The 13,221-nt window shown below is 69.8% G+C and carries 12 protein-coding genes; 7 read left to right on the forward strand and 5 right to left on the reverse strand.

The features are described from left to right. Positions 1-4 precede the first annotated feature (4 nt). A complete protein-coding gene (locus EAT51_RS06435; protein WP_130518989.1) occupies positions 5-841 on the forward strand; it encodes an aldo/keto reductase in 837 nt (278 codons plus the stop codon). A gap of 67 nt (positions 842-908) precedes the next feature. Here EAT51_RS06435 and EAT51_RS06440 read toward each other — a convergent pair whose 3' ends face one another. Further along, entirely contained in the window at positions 909-1,922 is a 1,014-nt protein-coding gene (locus EAT51_RS06440) for a transporter (RefSeq protein ID WP_130518987.1), read from the reverse strand. A 203-nt stretch (positions 1,923-2,125) separates the two neighbouring features. Continuing rightward, positions 2,126-4,417, reverse strand: coding sequence for a glycoside hydrolase family 3 N-terminal domain-containing protein (locus tag EAT51_RS06445; protein ID WP_130518985.1), 2,292 nt, complete (start codon positions 4,415-4,417; stop codon positions 2,126-2,128). Between the two features lie 173 nt (positions 4,418-4,590). Between EAT51_RS06445 and EAT51_RS06450 the strand changes: the two genes are divergently transcribed. After that, a complete protein-coding gene (locus EAT51_RS06450) occupies positions 4,591-5,082 on the forward strand; it encodes a CinA family protein (protein WP_130518983.1) in 492 nt (163 codons plus the stop codon). A 17-nt stretch (positions 5,083-5,099) separates the two neighbouring features. Beyond that, positions 5,100-6,767, forward strand: a complete 1,668-nt coding sequence (locus EAT51_RS06455; protein WP_130519312.1) for an ABC1 kinase family protein — start codon at positions 5,100-5,102, stop codon at positions 6,765-6,767. A gap of 3 nt (positions 6,768-6,770) precedes the next feature. Here EAT51_RS06455 and EAT51_RS06460 read toward each other — a convergent pair whose 3' ends face one another. Genes EAT51_RS06460 through EAT51_RS06470 form a run of 3 tightly spaced genes read right to left on the reverse strand, consistent with a single transcriptional unit; the run spans position 6,771 to position 7,731 of the window. Further along, positions 6,771-6,983 carry a helix-turn-helix domain-containing protein gene (locus EAT51_RS06460; protein ID WP_130518981.1) on the reverse strand — a complete coding sequence of 71 codons (213 nt, stop codon included), beginning with the start codon at positions 6,981-6,983 and terminating at the stop codon, positions 6,771-6,773. Beyond that, positions 6,983-7,495: a hypothetical protein gene (locus tag EAT51_RS06465; RefSeq protein ID WP_130518979.1), complete on the reverse strand. Its 513-nt coding sequence runs from the start codon at positions 7,493-7,495 to the stop codon at positions 6,983-6,985. The genes EAT51_RS06460 and EAT51_RS06465 overlap by 1 nt, the downstream gene beginning before the upstream one ends. Continuing rightward, the gene (locus EAT51_RS06470) at positions 7,495-7,731 is read right to left on the reverse strand and encodes a hypothetical protein (RefSeq protein ID WP_130518977.1); all 237 of its coding nucleotides are present in this window, start codon (positions 7,729-7,731) and stop codon (positions 7,495-7,497) included. Before EAT51_RS06470 ends, EAT51_RS06465 begins: the two co-directional genes overlap by 1 nt. A 121-nt stretch (positions 7,732-7,852) precedes the next feature. Between EAT51_RS06470 and lexA the strand changes: the two genes are divergently transcribed. From lexA to alaS, 4 genes are all read left to right on the forward strand, one after another. Further along, entirely contained in the window at positions 7,853-8,500 is a 648-nt protein-coding gene (lexA, locus tag EAT51_RS06475) for a transcriptional repressor LexA (RefSeq protein WP_130518975.1), read from the forward strand. A 173-nt stretch (positions 8,501-8,673) separates the two neighbouring features. After that, positions 8,674-9,708, forward strand: a complete 1,035-nt coding sequence (gene recA / locus EAT51_RS06480; protein WP_130518973.1) for a recombinase RecA — start codon at positions 8,674-8,676, stop codon at positions 9,706-9,708. Between the two features lie 188 nt (positions 9,709-9,896). Then, positions 9,897-10,394, forward strand: coding sequence for a recombination regulator RecX (gene recX / locus EAT51_RS06485; protein WP_425478235.1), 498 nt, complete (start codon positions 9,897-9,899; stop codon positions 10,392-10,394). Positions 10,395-10,508: 114 nt separating this feature from the next. Next, complete coding sequence (gene alaS, locus EAT51_RS06490; RefSeq protein WP_130561435.1) at positions 10,509-13,157, forward strand: alanine--tRNA ligase; 2,649 nt, start codon at positions 10,509-10,511, stop codon at positions 13,155-13,157. The last annotated feature ends 64 nt before the right edge of the window (positions 13,158-13,221 follow it).

Consider the following 13,221-nt stretch of genomic DNA (forward strand, 5'->3'; position numbering starts at 1 on the left):
CGCCATGTCTCCCATTCCGACCACCCGACTCGGCGGCCAGGACGTCCCGGCTCTCGGCCAGGGCACCTGGAACATGGGCGACGATCCGGCGCGGCGCAAGGCGGAGATCGAAGCCCTGCAGCGCGGCATCGACCTGGGCCTGCGCCTGATCGATACGGCCGAGATGTACGGCGAGGGCGCGTCCGAGCGCCTGGTCGGCGAGGCGATCCAGGGCCGGCGCGACGACGTGTTCGTGGTCAGCAAGGCCTACCCACAGAACGCCTCGCGCAGCCGTCTGCCGCAGGCGTGCGAACGCAGCCTGCGCCACCTGGGCACCGATCACATCGACCTGTACCTGCTGCACTGGCGCGGCGCGGTGCCGCTGGCCGAGACCGTCGAGGCGATGCAGGCGCTGCGTCAGGCCGGCAAGATCCGCCACTGGGGCGTGAGCAACCTCGACGTGGACGACATGGAGGAACTCATCGACGCCGGCGGCACGCACTGCGCGACCGACCAGATTCTCTACAACCTCGCCCGGCGCGGGCCCGAATACGACCTGCTGCCGTGGCTGGAAGAGCGTCAGATCGCGGCGATGGCCTACAGCCCGGTGGAGCAGGGCCGGCTCAAGGGCCACGCGGCGCTGCAAAAGATCGCCCGGCGCCACAACGCCAGCGATCTCCAGGTCGCGCTGGCCTGGGTGTTGCGCCGCCAGGGCGTCATCCCCATCCCCAAGGCCGCCAGCCGCGCGCATGTGGAGGACAACGCCGGCGCGCTGTCGCTCACGCTCATCGAAGAGGATCTGGCCGATCTGGACCGCGCCTTCCCGCCGCCAAGGGCCAAGCGCGCGCTGGAGATGCTCTGAGGCGGAAGGCCGCGCACCTCGAGTTCGTCGTCGAATTCCGTCGCTGTCAGCGAATCCCGGCGAACGCCTAATCCGCGCGCCGACCGAAGGCCAGCCACGCCAGTACCGCGGTCAGCAGCACCAGTCCGGTCACCACCACGGCGAAGCCGTGCGCCGAGCTGGCCAGCGGCATGCCGCCCACGTTCATGCCGAACAGGCCGGCGATCAGGTTGACCGGCAGCGCCAATACGGTGACCACGGTCAGGATGAACAGCGTGCGGCTGCTCTGCTCGTTGACCAGTGCGGCCAGCTCTTCCTGGATCAGCTTGACCCGCTCGACCAGCGAGGCCGAATCGCCCACGGCGGTGGAGAACTCCTCGGCCGCCTGCTGCAGGTCGATCACGTCGTCGCGGCTGATCCAGGCTGGCGGCCGGTTCAACAGCCGGAACAGGGCGGTGGGCTCGGGTGCCAGCAGGCGCTGCAGCCGCACCAGCGAGCGGCGCAGCGCGCCCAGCTCCTTGCGGTCGGTGGCCACGCGGTTGTCCAGCAGCCGGTCCTCGATCTGGTCCACGCGCGCGGTCGACTTGCGCACGATGTCGCCCAGCACGCTGGCCTGGTCGCGCAGCAGATGCGCCAGCAGGTCCACCGGCGAGCGGAAGTCCTGGCCGTTGCGCACCGCCGTGCGCAGCTGCTCGACCGAACGCAGCGGCCGCAGCCGCGCGCTGACCACAAGCCGCGGCGCGATGCTCAGCGTGGTGGTGCCGACCTCGGACGCATCGAAGGTGGAGTCGAACAGCACGTCGTGGATCACCGCCACCAGCGCGCCCTCGTCCAGCTCCAGCCGGGTCGAGCCCACGCCGCTGCCGAGCGAGTCGTGGAAGGCTTCCGGCAGGGTCAGGCGGTTGGCCAGGAAGCGCCGCGAGGCCTGGTTGGCCAGCGAGAAGTGCAGCCACAGGAACTCGCCGCGCGCACTGGCCTGCGGATCGGCCAGGAAGGCATCGACGGCCTCGCTGCCGAACGCCTCGGCCGGCTGGCCGGGCACGAACCGGTAGCCCCAGATCAAGCCGTCTTCGTTGGAACCGTAGTGCTCGAGTTGAGGCATGCGCGCGGGCGAGGGGAGCGGAAGGCGCAAGCGTAGCCTAGCCACCCGCCCCGCATGCGACACCGCCGACAAGCGCCGCCTGTAGAGCGGAGCTCGCTCCGCTGGCGCTCTCCCACGATCCGGCCGAAGGACAGCGGAGCAAGCTCCGCTCTACAGGGCGGCCGCGACGTGGTGTGAAGAGACCGCGGCCCCCAATGCGGGGATCAGCCCAACAGTTCGAACGTCCCGTGCAGCCCGTCCACCTCGGCCGACGGCGCCACCCAGACATCGAAGAGGCCCGGCTCGACCGTGGGCTTGAGATCCTGGCCGATGAAGAGCAGATCGGCGCGGCGCAGGGTGAACTCGACCTGCGCGCTGGCGCCGGGCTCCAGGCGGATCTTGCGGAAGTCCTTCAGCTCCTGCACCGGCCGGGTGATGCTGGCCGCGCGGTCGTGCACGTACAGCTGCACCACTTCCTCGGCCGCGCGGCTGCCGCGGTTGCTGATCGTGGCGCGCACGGTCAGCGCGCCGTCGGCCGGCAGCCGGCCATCGCCGATGTCCAGCCCGCCGTATTCGATCCGCCCGTAGGTCAGCCCATGGCCGAACGGGAACAGCGCCGAGTTCGGCGCGGTCATGTAGCGCGTCTTGAACGGGCTGAGCTTCTCCGGCTCCGGATCGGGCCGGCCGGTGGTCTTGTGGTCGTAGTAGTACGGCACCTGGCCGGACTCGCGCGGGAAGCTGACCGGCAGGCGCGCCGACGGCCCGTGCGCGCCGAACAGCACATCGCACAGCCCCAGGCCCGAACGCGAGCCCAGGTACCAGCCCACCAGCACCGCCTGCGCCTTGGGCGCCAGCTTGCCCAGCGCCAGCGCGCGGCCGTTGCCCAGCACCACCACCACCGGCTTGCCGGTGGCCGCGACCGCGTCGAGCAGGTCCTGCTGCACCTGGGGCACGGTGATCGAGGTGCGCGAACGCGCCTCGCCCGAGTCGTCGCGCGATTCGCCGATGGCCATCACGACCACGTCGGCCGCGCGCGCGGCGGCTACCGCCTCCTGCACGCCGCCGGCCAGCGGCTTCTGGTAGCCGCAGCCTGCAACCACCTGCAGCAGCGAAGGATCGGCCAGCGTCTGCTTCATGCCGGTGGCCAGGTCGCTGCCCGTATCGTCGCCCTCGAACAGCGTCCACGGGCCCTTGGTGCTGTCCCAGTCCTGCGCCAGCGGGCCGATCAGGGCGATGCGCTGGCCGCTGGTGCGCAGCGGCAGCACGTCGTCCTCGTTCTTCAGCAGCACTACCGACTTGCGCGCGGCCTCGCGCGCCAGCTCCAGCGTCTCGGGCAGGCGCTGGCGCGAGGGCGCCGATGGCTTGATCCGGCGGAAGGGATCGTCGAACAGACCCAGCTGCGCCTTGAGCTGCAGCACGCGCCGCACCGAGCGGTCGACCACCGCCATCGGCACCTCGCCGCTTTCCACCAGTGAGGGCAGGTGCTTGAGGTAGAGCGCGCTCTGCATGCTCATGTCCACGCCGGCCAGGATCGCCAGCCGCGCCGCATCGCGCCCGTCGCGGGCGAAGCCATGGGCGATCAGTTCCTCATCGCCGGTGTAGTCGGAGACGACCACGCCGGTGAAGTCCCATTCGCCGCGCAGCACATCGTCCAGCAGCCAGTGGTTGGCCGTGGCCGGGATGCCGGAGATCTCGTTGAACGAGGCCATCGTGGTCATCGCCCCGGCGTCGAAGCCGGCCTGGAACGGCGGGAAATAGGTCTGCCGCAGCACGCGTTCGGACACGTCGGTGGTGTTGTAGTCCAGGCCGCCTTCGGCCGCGCCGTAGGCGCAGAAATGCTTGGGGCAGGCGACCACGGCCTCGGGGTCGGCCAGGCCGCGCTCGCCCTGGAAGCCGTGCACGCGCGCGGCCGCCATGCGCCTGCCCAGCAGCACGTCCTCGCCGCTGCCTTCCACGCCGCGGCCCCAGCGCGCGTCGCGGGCGATGTCCACCATCGGCGCGAAGGTCCAGTCGATGCCGACCGCCGATGCTTCCATCGCCGCCGCGCGCGCGGTGCGCCGGGCCAGCTCCGGCTCGAAGCTGGCCGCCTCGCCCAGCGGCACCGGGAACACCGTGGTGAAGCCATGGATGACGTCGGCGGCGAACAGCATCGGGATCTTCAGCCGGCTCTGCATGGCGGCCTTCTGCAGGCGCTCGTGCCAGAGCACGTTGGAGCTGTTGAACACGCCGGTCAGCTGGCCGGCCTTGACCGCGGCCACCTGCGCCGACACTGCCGAGGTGTTGCTGATCGGGTTGGCCGCCGCGGCCGCACCGTTCTGGCTGGCCGAGGCCATCAGAGTCAGCTGGCCGGCCTTCTCGACCAGGCTCATGCGGCCGATCAGGTCGTCGATGAAGGCCGGTGTCTTCGCGCCGTCGCGCGCGCGGCCCAGCGCAAGGCCCATCGGCAGTTGCGAGAGCAGGGTGGCCGCGCCCGCGGCGGTAAGCAGCTGTCGCCGCGTGATTCGGTGTTGGGTCATGCCGCTCCCTCCAGGGCTTAAGCGTGTTCGGGCCACGTAGGTGGCGGGGTCAGGTGGTGAAATGTAATCGTTTACACGGAAAACGCACGCGGCATCGCACGATGCCGCGCCCGATCGGGCCGGGTCCGACGATCTGGGATACTGGAACGGACCTGCCTGACCCTGGACGCCCCATGCCGCCTTCCGATGCCGAACTGACCCAACTGGCCACCGCGGTCGGCCAGCGCCTGCACGAGCAGCGCGACCGCCTGGTCACCGCCGAGAGCTGCACCGGCGGCTGGATCGCCAAGGCCATGACCGACATCGCCGGCTCCTCGGCCTGGTTCGACTGCGGCATGGCCGCCTACAGCTACGAGGCCAAGCAGGCGATGCTGGGCGTGCGCCCGCAAACGCTGGAGACCTTCGGCGCGGTCAGCCGCGAGACGGTGATCGAGATGGTCTCCGGCGCGCTGGTCAATTCCGGCGCCAGCGTGGCCGTGGCGGTGACCGGCATCGCCGGCCCCGGCGGCGGCAGCGAGGACAAGCCGGTGGGCACGGTGTGGATCGGCTGGAAGCGGCGCGGCGGCTACGCCCGCGCCCAGGTGTTCCACTTCGACGGCGACCGCGACGCGGTGCGCCGCCAGACCGTGGCCGCGGCGTTGAGCGGGCTGGGTCAGGCGCTGTGAACAAGCCCCACGGCGCGCTGTGGGAGACCCTGTCCACCGTGCGCGACCTGGGGCGCATCCAGGAGATCGCCACGGTGCTGGTGCGCTACGGCTTCGGCGACGTGGCCCGTCGTATCGGCATGACCGGCGCGCTGGAGAAGGCCGGCCGCCTGCTGCGCCTGGAGCACGCCGAGGAATACCTGACCATGTCCACGCCCGAGCGCCTGCGCCGGGCGCTGCAGGAGCTGGGGCCGACCTTCATCAAGCTGGGCCAGATCCTGGCCACGCGCGTGGACCTGCTGGGGCCGGAGTTCCTGCGCGAACTGGGCCAGCTGCAGAACAACGTGCCGGCGCTGGACTTCGAACTGATCCGCGCGCAGGTGCGCGAGGACCTGGGCGCCGAGCCCGAGGCAGTGTTCGCCCGTATCGACACCACCGCGCTGGCCGCCGCCTCGCTGGCCCAGACCCACCGCGCCTGGCTCGCCGATGGCACCGCGGTGATCCTCAAGATCCGCCGGCCTGGCATCCGCGAGACGATCGAGGCCGACCTGCGCCTGCTGGCGCGGCTGGCCGAGATCGTCCAGGCGCGCGCGCCCGAGCTGCGCCGCTACCGCCCGCGCGAGATGGTGCGGCAGTTCACCGCCTCGCTGCGCAACGAGCTGGACTTCGCCGCCGAATGCCACAACGCCGAGCGCATCGCGGCCAACTTCGCCGGCCATCCGGAGATGGTCGTGCCCAAGGTCTACTGGGCCTGGACCAGCGAACGCCTGAACGTGCAGGCCTTCGTCGAGGGCATCCCCGGCGCGGACATCGCCGGGGTGGAGGCCGCCGGCCTGGACCGGCGCGGCCTGGCCCAGGCCGGGGCGGACATCGTGATGAAGATGGTGCTGGAGGACGGCCTGTTCCACGCCGACCCGCACCCGGGCAACCTGTTCTACCTGCCCGACGGGCGCATCGCGGTGATCGACTTCGGCATGGTCGGTCACGTCAGCGCCCCGCGCCGGGCGCAGATCGCGCGGCTGCTCTACGGCATGGTGGCCCAGCAGCCGCAGGACGTGGCCGACATCCTGATCGACTGGGCCGGCGATGCCGAGGTGGACGAGGAGCGCCTGCAGGCCGACATCGACGAGATGATCGACCAGTACCGTGGCCTCCCGCTCAAGGACCTGCGCATGGGCCGGATGCTGCTGGGCATCTCGGCGCTGCTGCGCGAACACGGCCTGGTGCTGCCGGGCGACCTGGCGCTGATGGTCAAGGCCTTCCTGACCCTGGAAGGCCTTGGCCGCCTGCTGGACCCCGAGTTCGACATGGCTGGCCAGGCGCGGCCGTTCCTGGAGCGGGCGATGCTGCGGCGCTATGCGCCGCGCCGGCTCGCCCGCCGCGGCCAGCGCGCCCTGGCCGGATCGCTGGACCTGCTCGAGGACCTGCCGCGCGAGCTGCGCCGCCTACTGCGCCGCTACGGCCGCGGCAACATCCAGTTGGAGGTGACTAGCCTGCGCCCGTTCGGCAACCAGTTCGCCCATGCGGTCAACCGGCTGACCATGGGCATCATCACCGCCGCGCTGATCGTGGGCTCCTCGATCGTGATCGACAGCGGTGGCGTGCCCAGCCGCTTCCGCACCGCCTTGGGGCTGGCCGGCTTCATCGGCGCCGGCCTATGCGGCGTAGTGTTGCTGGTGTGGACCGTGCGCAGCGGACGGCGCTGAGCGTTAGATCGGATCGGGGCGATACTCGAGCAGGTCGCCCGGCTGGCATTCCAGCACCCGGCAGATCGCGTCCAGCGTGGCGAAGCGCACACCCTTGACGTGGCCCTGTTTGAGCAGGGACAGGTTGGTCTCGCTAATCCCGACCGCATCGGCCAGGTCCTTGGACTTCATCTTGCGCCGCGCCAGCATCACATCGAGGTTGACGATGATCGGCATCAGACGATGCCCCGCGCATCGTCGGCGGCCTCCGCCGCCAGTTTCATCAGGTGCGCCACGCTGTAGAGGCAGACGCAGGCGATGACAGGCAGATAGAGATCGCTGAAGTAGCCGACATCCAGATGGAAGGAGGGCGTCGTGGTGCCATTGAACCCGTCGATGAATCCGTTGACGAAATCCGGCATTCCGCGGAACAGCGCATACAACAGTGTCGCATGCCCGACCCGGCGAAAAGCCTTGGCGACGGGCAGACTCAGCGCCTCCTCCCGCATCAGGCTGCGACCAAGGCCGCGCATCGCCACCAGCGGGAACAGATAGGACAGGCACATGCACACGTCGACCAGCGTCGGCGAGAGATGTCCTTGTGCCTGGCTCAATCGCCAGGAAGCGAACAGATCGTCGTAGGCCAGCGTCAGAATTTCGACCGCAATGCCGAGCGTTCCGATCCACCACAAGACACGGCCGAGGCGCTCGATCTTCTCCTGGACCCGTGGTTCGGCCTGTCCGTCCATTAGACGAAGCCTTCGCTGTCTTGTCTCAACCGCAACGCCTCGTGCCGCGGCCTGCGAAGTTCGCGCACGGCCATGACCGCGAGCGCTAGACCGGCCAGGCCGATGGCGTGGACCAGCACGACACGGCTGTCCGACCCGTCGAACGCCTTCGCTGGCGCCAGCAGCAGGATCAGAGCGTAAAAGCCGAGCAGCAGCGTGGAGAGGACGGTCAGGGCGGTACTGGCGACGTGCTTCATGCGTTGTCTCCGGTGGATGATGGATGCTTTGCTAGAATTAATTTACGAAAAACATAAATTATTTTCGAAACCTGTCAACACCGCTTGCTCCTTATTTCTCTTAGTAGTATTACTACTAACCATGGAGCTCACCTACACCCAGCAGACCATCCTGGCCCTGATCGCCGAGCGGCTCGAGGCCGACGGCATGCCGCCCTCGCAGACCGAGATCGCCCGCGCGCTGGGCTTCAAGGGCGTGCGCGCCGCGCAGTACCACCTGGAGGCCCTGGAGGCCGCCGGCGCCATCGAGCGCATCCCCGGCCGGGCACGCGGCATCCGCCTGCTGCACGCGCCGCAGCCGGCCCAGGCCGCGATGCAGTTCGCGCCGGCCAACGACGATGCCTCCGCCCTGCGCTTGCCGGTGCTGGGCCGGGTCGCGGCCGGCGCGCCAATCGGCGCCGACGCCGACCATCACGACTACGTGGTGCTGGACCGGGTGTTCTTCTCGCCCTCGCCGGACTACCTGCTGAAGGTCAAGGGCGATTCGATGCGCGATGAGGGCATCTTCGACGGCGACCTGATCGGCGTGCACCGCACCGGCGAGGCGCGCAGCGGCCAGATCGTGGTGGCGCGCATCGATGAGGAGATCACCGTCAAGCTGCTGAAGATCGGCCGCGACTCGATCCGCCTGTTGCCGCGCAACCCCGACTACTCGCCCATCGACGTACGCCCGGACCAGGACTTCGCCATCGAAGGCCTGTACTGCGGCCTGGTGCGGCCGAACCGGTGATGTCCCACGTTTCCGTCCGGACTTTTCCGACCCGCGACGGCGGCATCGCCCGCTGCCCGCGGCCAGGCGCACGGCGCACCGTTGCAGCACGGCTCGCCGATGTCTCAATCCGTGCGATCCACCTGCTCTAGATTGCTCCCATCACCTCACCACACCTTCCAAGGACACTGACAATGGACGAGAACAAGAAGCGCGCCCTGGCCGCGGCCCTGACCCAGATCGAGCGCCAGTTCGGCAAGGGCTCGGTCATGCGCATGGGCGACCGCGTCATCGAGGCCACCGAAGTGATCCCGACCGGGTCGCTGATGCTGGACATCGCGCTGGGCATCGGCGGCCTGCCCAAGGGCCGCGTGGTCGAGATCTACGGGCCCGAGTCCTCCGGCAAGACCACCCTGACCCTGCAGGCCATCGCCGAGTGCCAGAAGCAGGGCGGCACGGCCGCCTTCATCGACGCAGAGCACGCGCTGGACCCGATCTATGCCGGCAAGCTGGGCGTCAACGTCGACGACCTGCTGCTGTCCCAGCCCGACACCGGCGAGCAGGCGCTGGAAATCGCCGACATGCTGGTACGCTCGAATTCGGTGGACATCGTGGTCATCGACTCGGTCGCCGCCCTAACGCCCAAGGCCGAAATCGAAGGCGAGATGGGCGACCAGCTGCCGGGCCTGCAGGCCCGCCTGATGAGCCAGGCCCTGCGCAAGCTGACCGGCAACATCAAGCGCTCCAACACCCTGGTGATCTTCATCAACCAGCTGCGCATGAAGATCGGCGTGATGATGCCCGGCCAGAGCCCGGAAACCACCACCGGCGGCAACGCCCTGAAGTTCTACGCCTCGGTGCGCCTGGACATCCGCCGCATCGGCGCGATCAAGAAGGGCGACGAGATCATCGGCAACCAGACCCGCATCAAGGTCGTCAAGAACAAGATGGCCCCGCCGTTCAAGCAGGTCGTCACCGAGATCCTGTACGGCGAGGGCATCAGTCGCGAAGGCGAGCTGATCGACATGGGCGTGGAGGCCAAGATCGTGGACAAGGCTGGCGCCTGGTACAGCTACGGCTCCGAGCGCATCGGCCAGGGCAAGGACAACTCGCGTACCTACCTGCGCGAGAACCCCGAGGTGGCCGCCAAGCTGGAAGCCGAGCTGCGCGAGAAGTTCCAGCCGGCCGAGGTGGCCGGTCGTGAGAACGACGAAGGCGATGACGCCTGATTGCATCCGTTCCTCGCAGGTCGGCGCTGCTGTCAGTGGCGGCGCCGGCCTGTGCGGGGCGACCTTCCAAGACCGAGTACGACGGCGGCGCCCTCGCGGGCGGCGCCGTTCTGCGTTCGGGATGGGACGGATCGGCTCCGACGCCGGCGTCCGGTTGTCCGGCCATGGATGAGCACGACGCGCCCGATGTGTCCGACGCGGCCGTGGCGGAGCAGGGCGCCAGGCCGCGCCGTCGCCGGCCCGAGCCCACGCCGGTCCAGCGCGCCCTGTCGCTGCTGGTCCGCCGCGAGCATTCGCGCAAGGAGCTGACCCGCAAGCTGACCGCGCGCGGCGTCCAGGCCGAGGAGGCCCGCGCCGCCGTCGAGCGCCTGGCGAGGGAGGGCTGGCAGGACGACGCCCGGTTCGCCGAGTCCCTGGTCCGCAGCCGGGTGGCCGCCGGCTACGGCCCACGCTACATCCAGGTCGAGCTGGAAACCCATGGCCTGGACGCGGCCCAGGTGGACAAGGCCCTGGCCAGTTTCGAGGGCGACTGGCGCGAGCTGGCCCGCGACCTGGTCGCCCGGCGCTTCGGCCCCGAGCGGCTGGAAGACCTGGCCGCCCAGCGCAAGGCGGCCGACCTGCTGCTGCGGCGCGGCTTCGACGGCGAGGCGGTGCGTGCGGTCCTGCGCGGGCTGCCGGAGGACTGAGCCGCCCGGCTTTGTTACCCTTTGCGGTTCAAGGTTGTCTCAGGGCAGGTCGCATCCATCTAGAGGGGATCCGCGGCCTGTTTTGCCAGCCGCTCGCCCACTGCCCGCGCCCACATGACCGCCCCCACCTTCAGCAGCAGCCAGGTCCGCCAGGACTTCCTCGATTTCTTCCGCGCCAAGGGCCACACCATCGTGCCTTCGGCCCCGCTGGTGCCGGGCAACGACCCGACCCTGCTGTTCACCAATTCGGGCATGGTCCAGTTCAAGGACGTGTTCCTCGGCGCGGAGAAGCGCAGCTACGTGCGCGCGGCCGACGTCCAACGCTGCCTGCGCGCCGGCGGCAAGCACAACGACCTGGATTCGGTCGGCTATACCGCGCGCCACCACACCTTCTTCGAAATGCTGGGCAACTGGTCCTTCGGCGACTATTTCAAGAAGGAGGCCATCGCCTGGGCCTGGGAGCTGCTGACCCAGGTCTGGAAGCTGCCGGCCGAGCGCCTGCTGGTCACCGTCTACCACACCGACGATGAGGCCTACGGCCTGTGGCACGACGTGATCGGCGTGCCCGCCGAGCGCATCGTCCGTATCGGCGACAACAAGGGCGCGCCCTACGCCTCGGACAACTTCTGGCAGATGGCTGACACCGGCCCATGCGGGCCGTGCACCGAGATCTTCTACGACCACGGCGCGCACATCGCCGGCGGCCCGCCGGGCTCGCCGGACGAGGACGGCGACCGCTTCATCGAGATCTGGAACCTGGTGTTCATGCAGTTCGACCGCCAGCCCGACGGCGCCCTGGTGCCGCTTCCGGCGCCGTGCGTGGACACCGGCATGGGCCTGGAGCGGCTGGTGGCGGTGCTGCAGCACGTGCACAGCAACTACGAGATCGACCTGTTCCAGGCGCTGATCCGCAAGGCCGCCGAGCTCACCGGCACGGCCGACCTGGAGAACAAGTCGCTGCGCGTGATCGCCGATCACATCCGCGCCTGTTCGTTCCTGATCGTGGACGGCGTGCTGCCGTCCAACGAAGGCCGCGGCTACGTGCTGCGCCGGATCATCCGCCGCGCCTTGCGCCATGGCTGGATGCTGGGCGTGCGCCAGCCGTTCTTCAGCCAGCTGGTGCCGACCCTGGTGGCGCTGATGGGCGAGGCTTACCCGGAGTTGGCGCAGAAGCAGGACTTCGTCGAGCGCGCGCTGCGCGCCGAGGAAGAGCGCTTCGCCGAGACCCTCGACGCCGGCATGCGCATCTTCGAGGACGTGGCCGCGCGCGCGCAGGGCAGCATTCCCGGCGCCGACGCGTTCCGCCTGTACGACACCTACGGCTTCCCGGTCGACCTGACCGCCGACATCGCCCGCGAGCGCGGCATGGACGTGGACATGGCCGGCTTCGAGGCGGCCATGGAGCAGCAGCGCCAGACCGCGCGCGCGGCCGGCAAGTTCTCCGGCGGCACCGCGCTGCCGGCCGAGCTGGTCGCACAGCTCACGCCGACCGAGTTCCTGGGTTATGACCAGCTGCAGGCCGATGGCCTCAAGATTGTCGCCCTCCTGCACGACGGCCGCCCGGTGCAGCGCCTGGAGGCCGGCCAGTCCGGTCTGGTGCTGCTGGATCGCACCCCGTTCTACGCCGAGTCCGGCGGCCAGGTCGGCGACACCGGCCGGCTGCAGGGCGCCGGCGGCGCGTTCGCGGTCAGCGACACGCTCAAGCTGGCCGGCCAGTTCCATGGTCACCTGGGCCAGGTCGAGCACGGCGCGTTGGCGGTCGGCGATGTCGTCGCCGGCGAGATCGACGCCCAGCGCCGCGGCGCGACCATCCTCAACCATTCGGCCACCCACCTGCTGCACGCCGCGCTGCGCTCGCTGCTGGGCACCCACGTGCAGCAGAAGGGCTCGCTGGTGGCGCCGGACCGGCTGCGCTTCGACTTCTCCCACTTCCAGCCGGTGAGCCCGGCGGAGCTGGCCGAGATCGAGCGCCGGGTCAACGCCGAGGTCCGCGCCAACCACCAGGCCGAGATCCACAACATGGGCATGCAGGAGGCCCTGGACTTCGGTGCGATGGCGCTGTTCGGCGAGAAGTACGGCGAGCGCGTGCGCGTGCTGCGCATGGGCGATACCTCGACCGAGCTGTGCGGCGGCACCCATGTGCAGCGCACCGGCGACATCGGCTTGTTCAAGATCGTCAGCGAAAGCGGCGTGTCCGCCGGCGTGCGCCGCATCGAGGCGGTGACCGGGCAGGGCGCGCTGGACTATGTCGATGGCGAAGAGCGTCGCCTAAGCGAGGCCGCCGGCCTGCTCGGCGGCAGCGCGGCCGAGGTGGTCGAGCGCATCCGCCAGCTCACCGAGCGCCAGCGCAAGCTGGAGCGCGAGCTGGAAAGCCTCAAGGCCAAGGCCGCTTCCGGCGCCACCGCGGACCTGGCCGGCCAGGCGGTCGAGGTGGACGGCATCAAGGTCCTGGCGGCGCGTCTGGAAGGCTTCGACGCCAAGGCCCTGCGCGATGCAGTGGACCGCCTCAAGCAGCAGTTGGGCGACACCGTGATCCTGCTGGCCGGCACCGAGGGCGGCAAGGCGGCCCTGGTGGCCGGCGTGAACGGTGCCGCAATGGGCCGGGTCAAGGCGGGGGAACTGCTGGGTCACGTCGCCGGTCTGATTGGCGGCAAGGGCGGCGGTCGCCCGGACCTGGCCCAGGGTGGTGGCGAGGACGGGCCCGCCCTTGCTTCTGCGCTGGCTGGGGTCACTTCTTGGGTGGCGCAGCGCCTGGCGGCATAAGCCCGACGCCTTTTCCCTTGCGGCTGGAGGTGACCGGCCGCTACCATGTTTCACGTCCATGAAC

Source organism: Pseudoxanthomonas winnipegensis, assembly GCF_004283755.1.
Lineage (GTDB): Bacteria > Pseudomonadota > Gammaproteobacteria > Xanthomonadales > Xanthomonadaceae > Pseudoxanthomonas_A > Pseudoxanthomonas_A winnipegensis.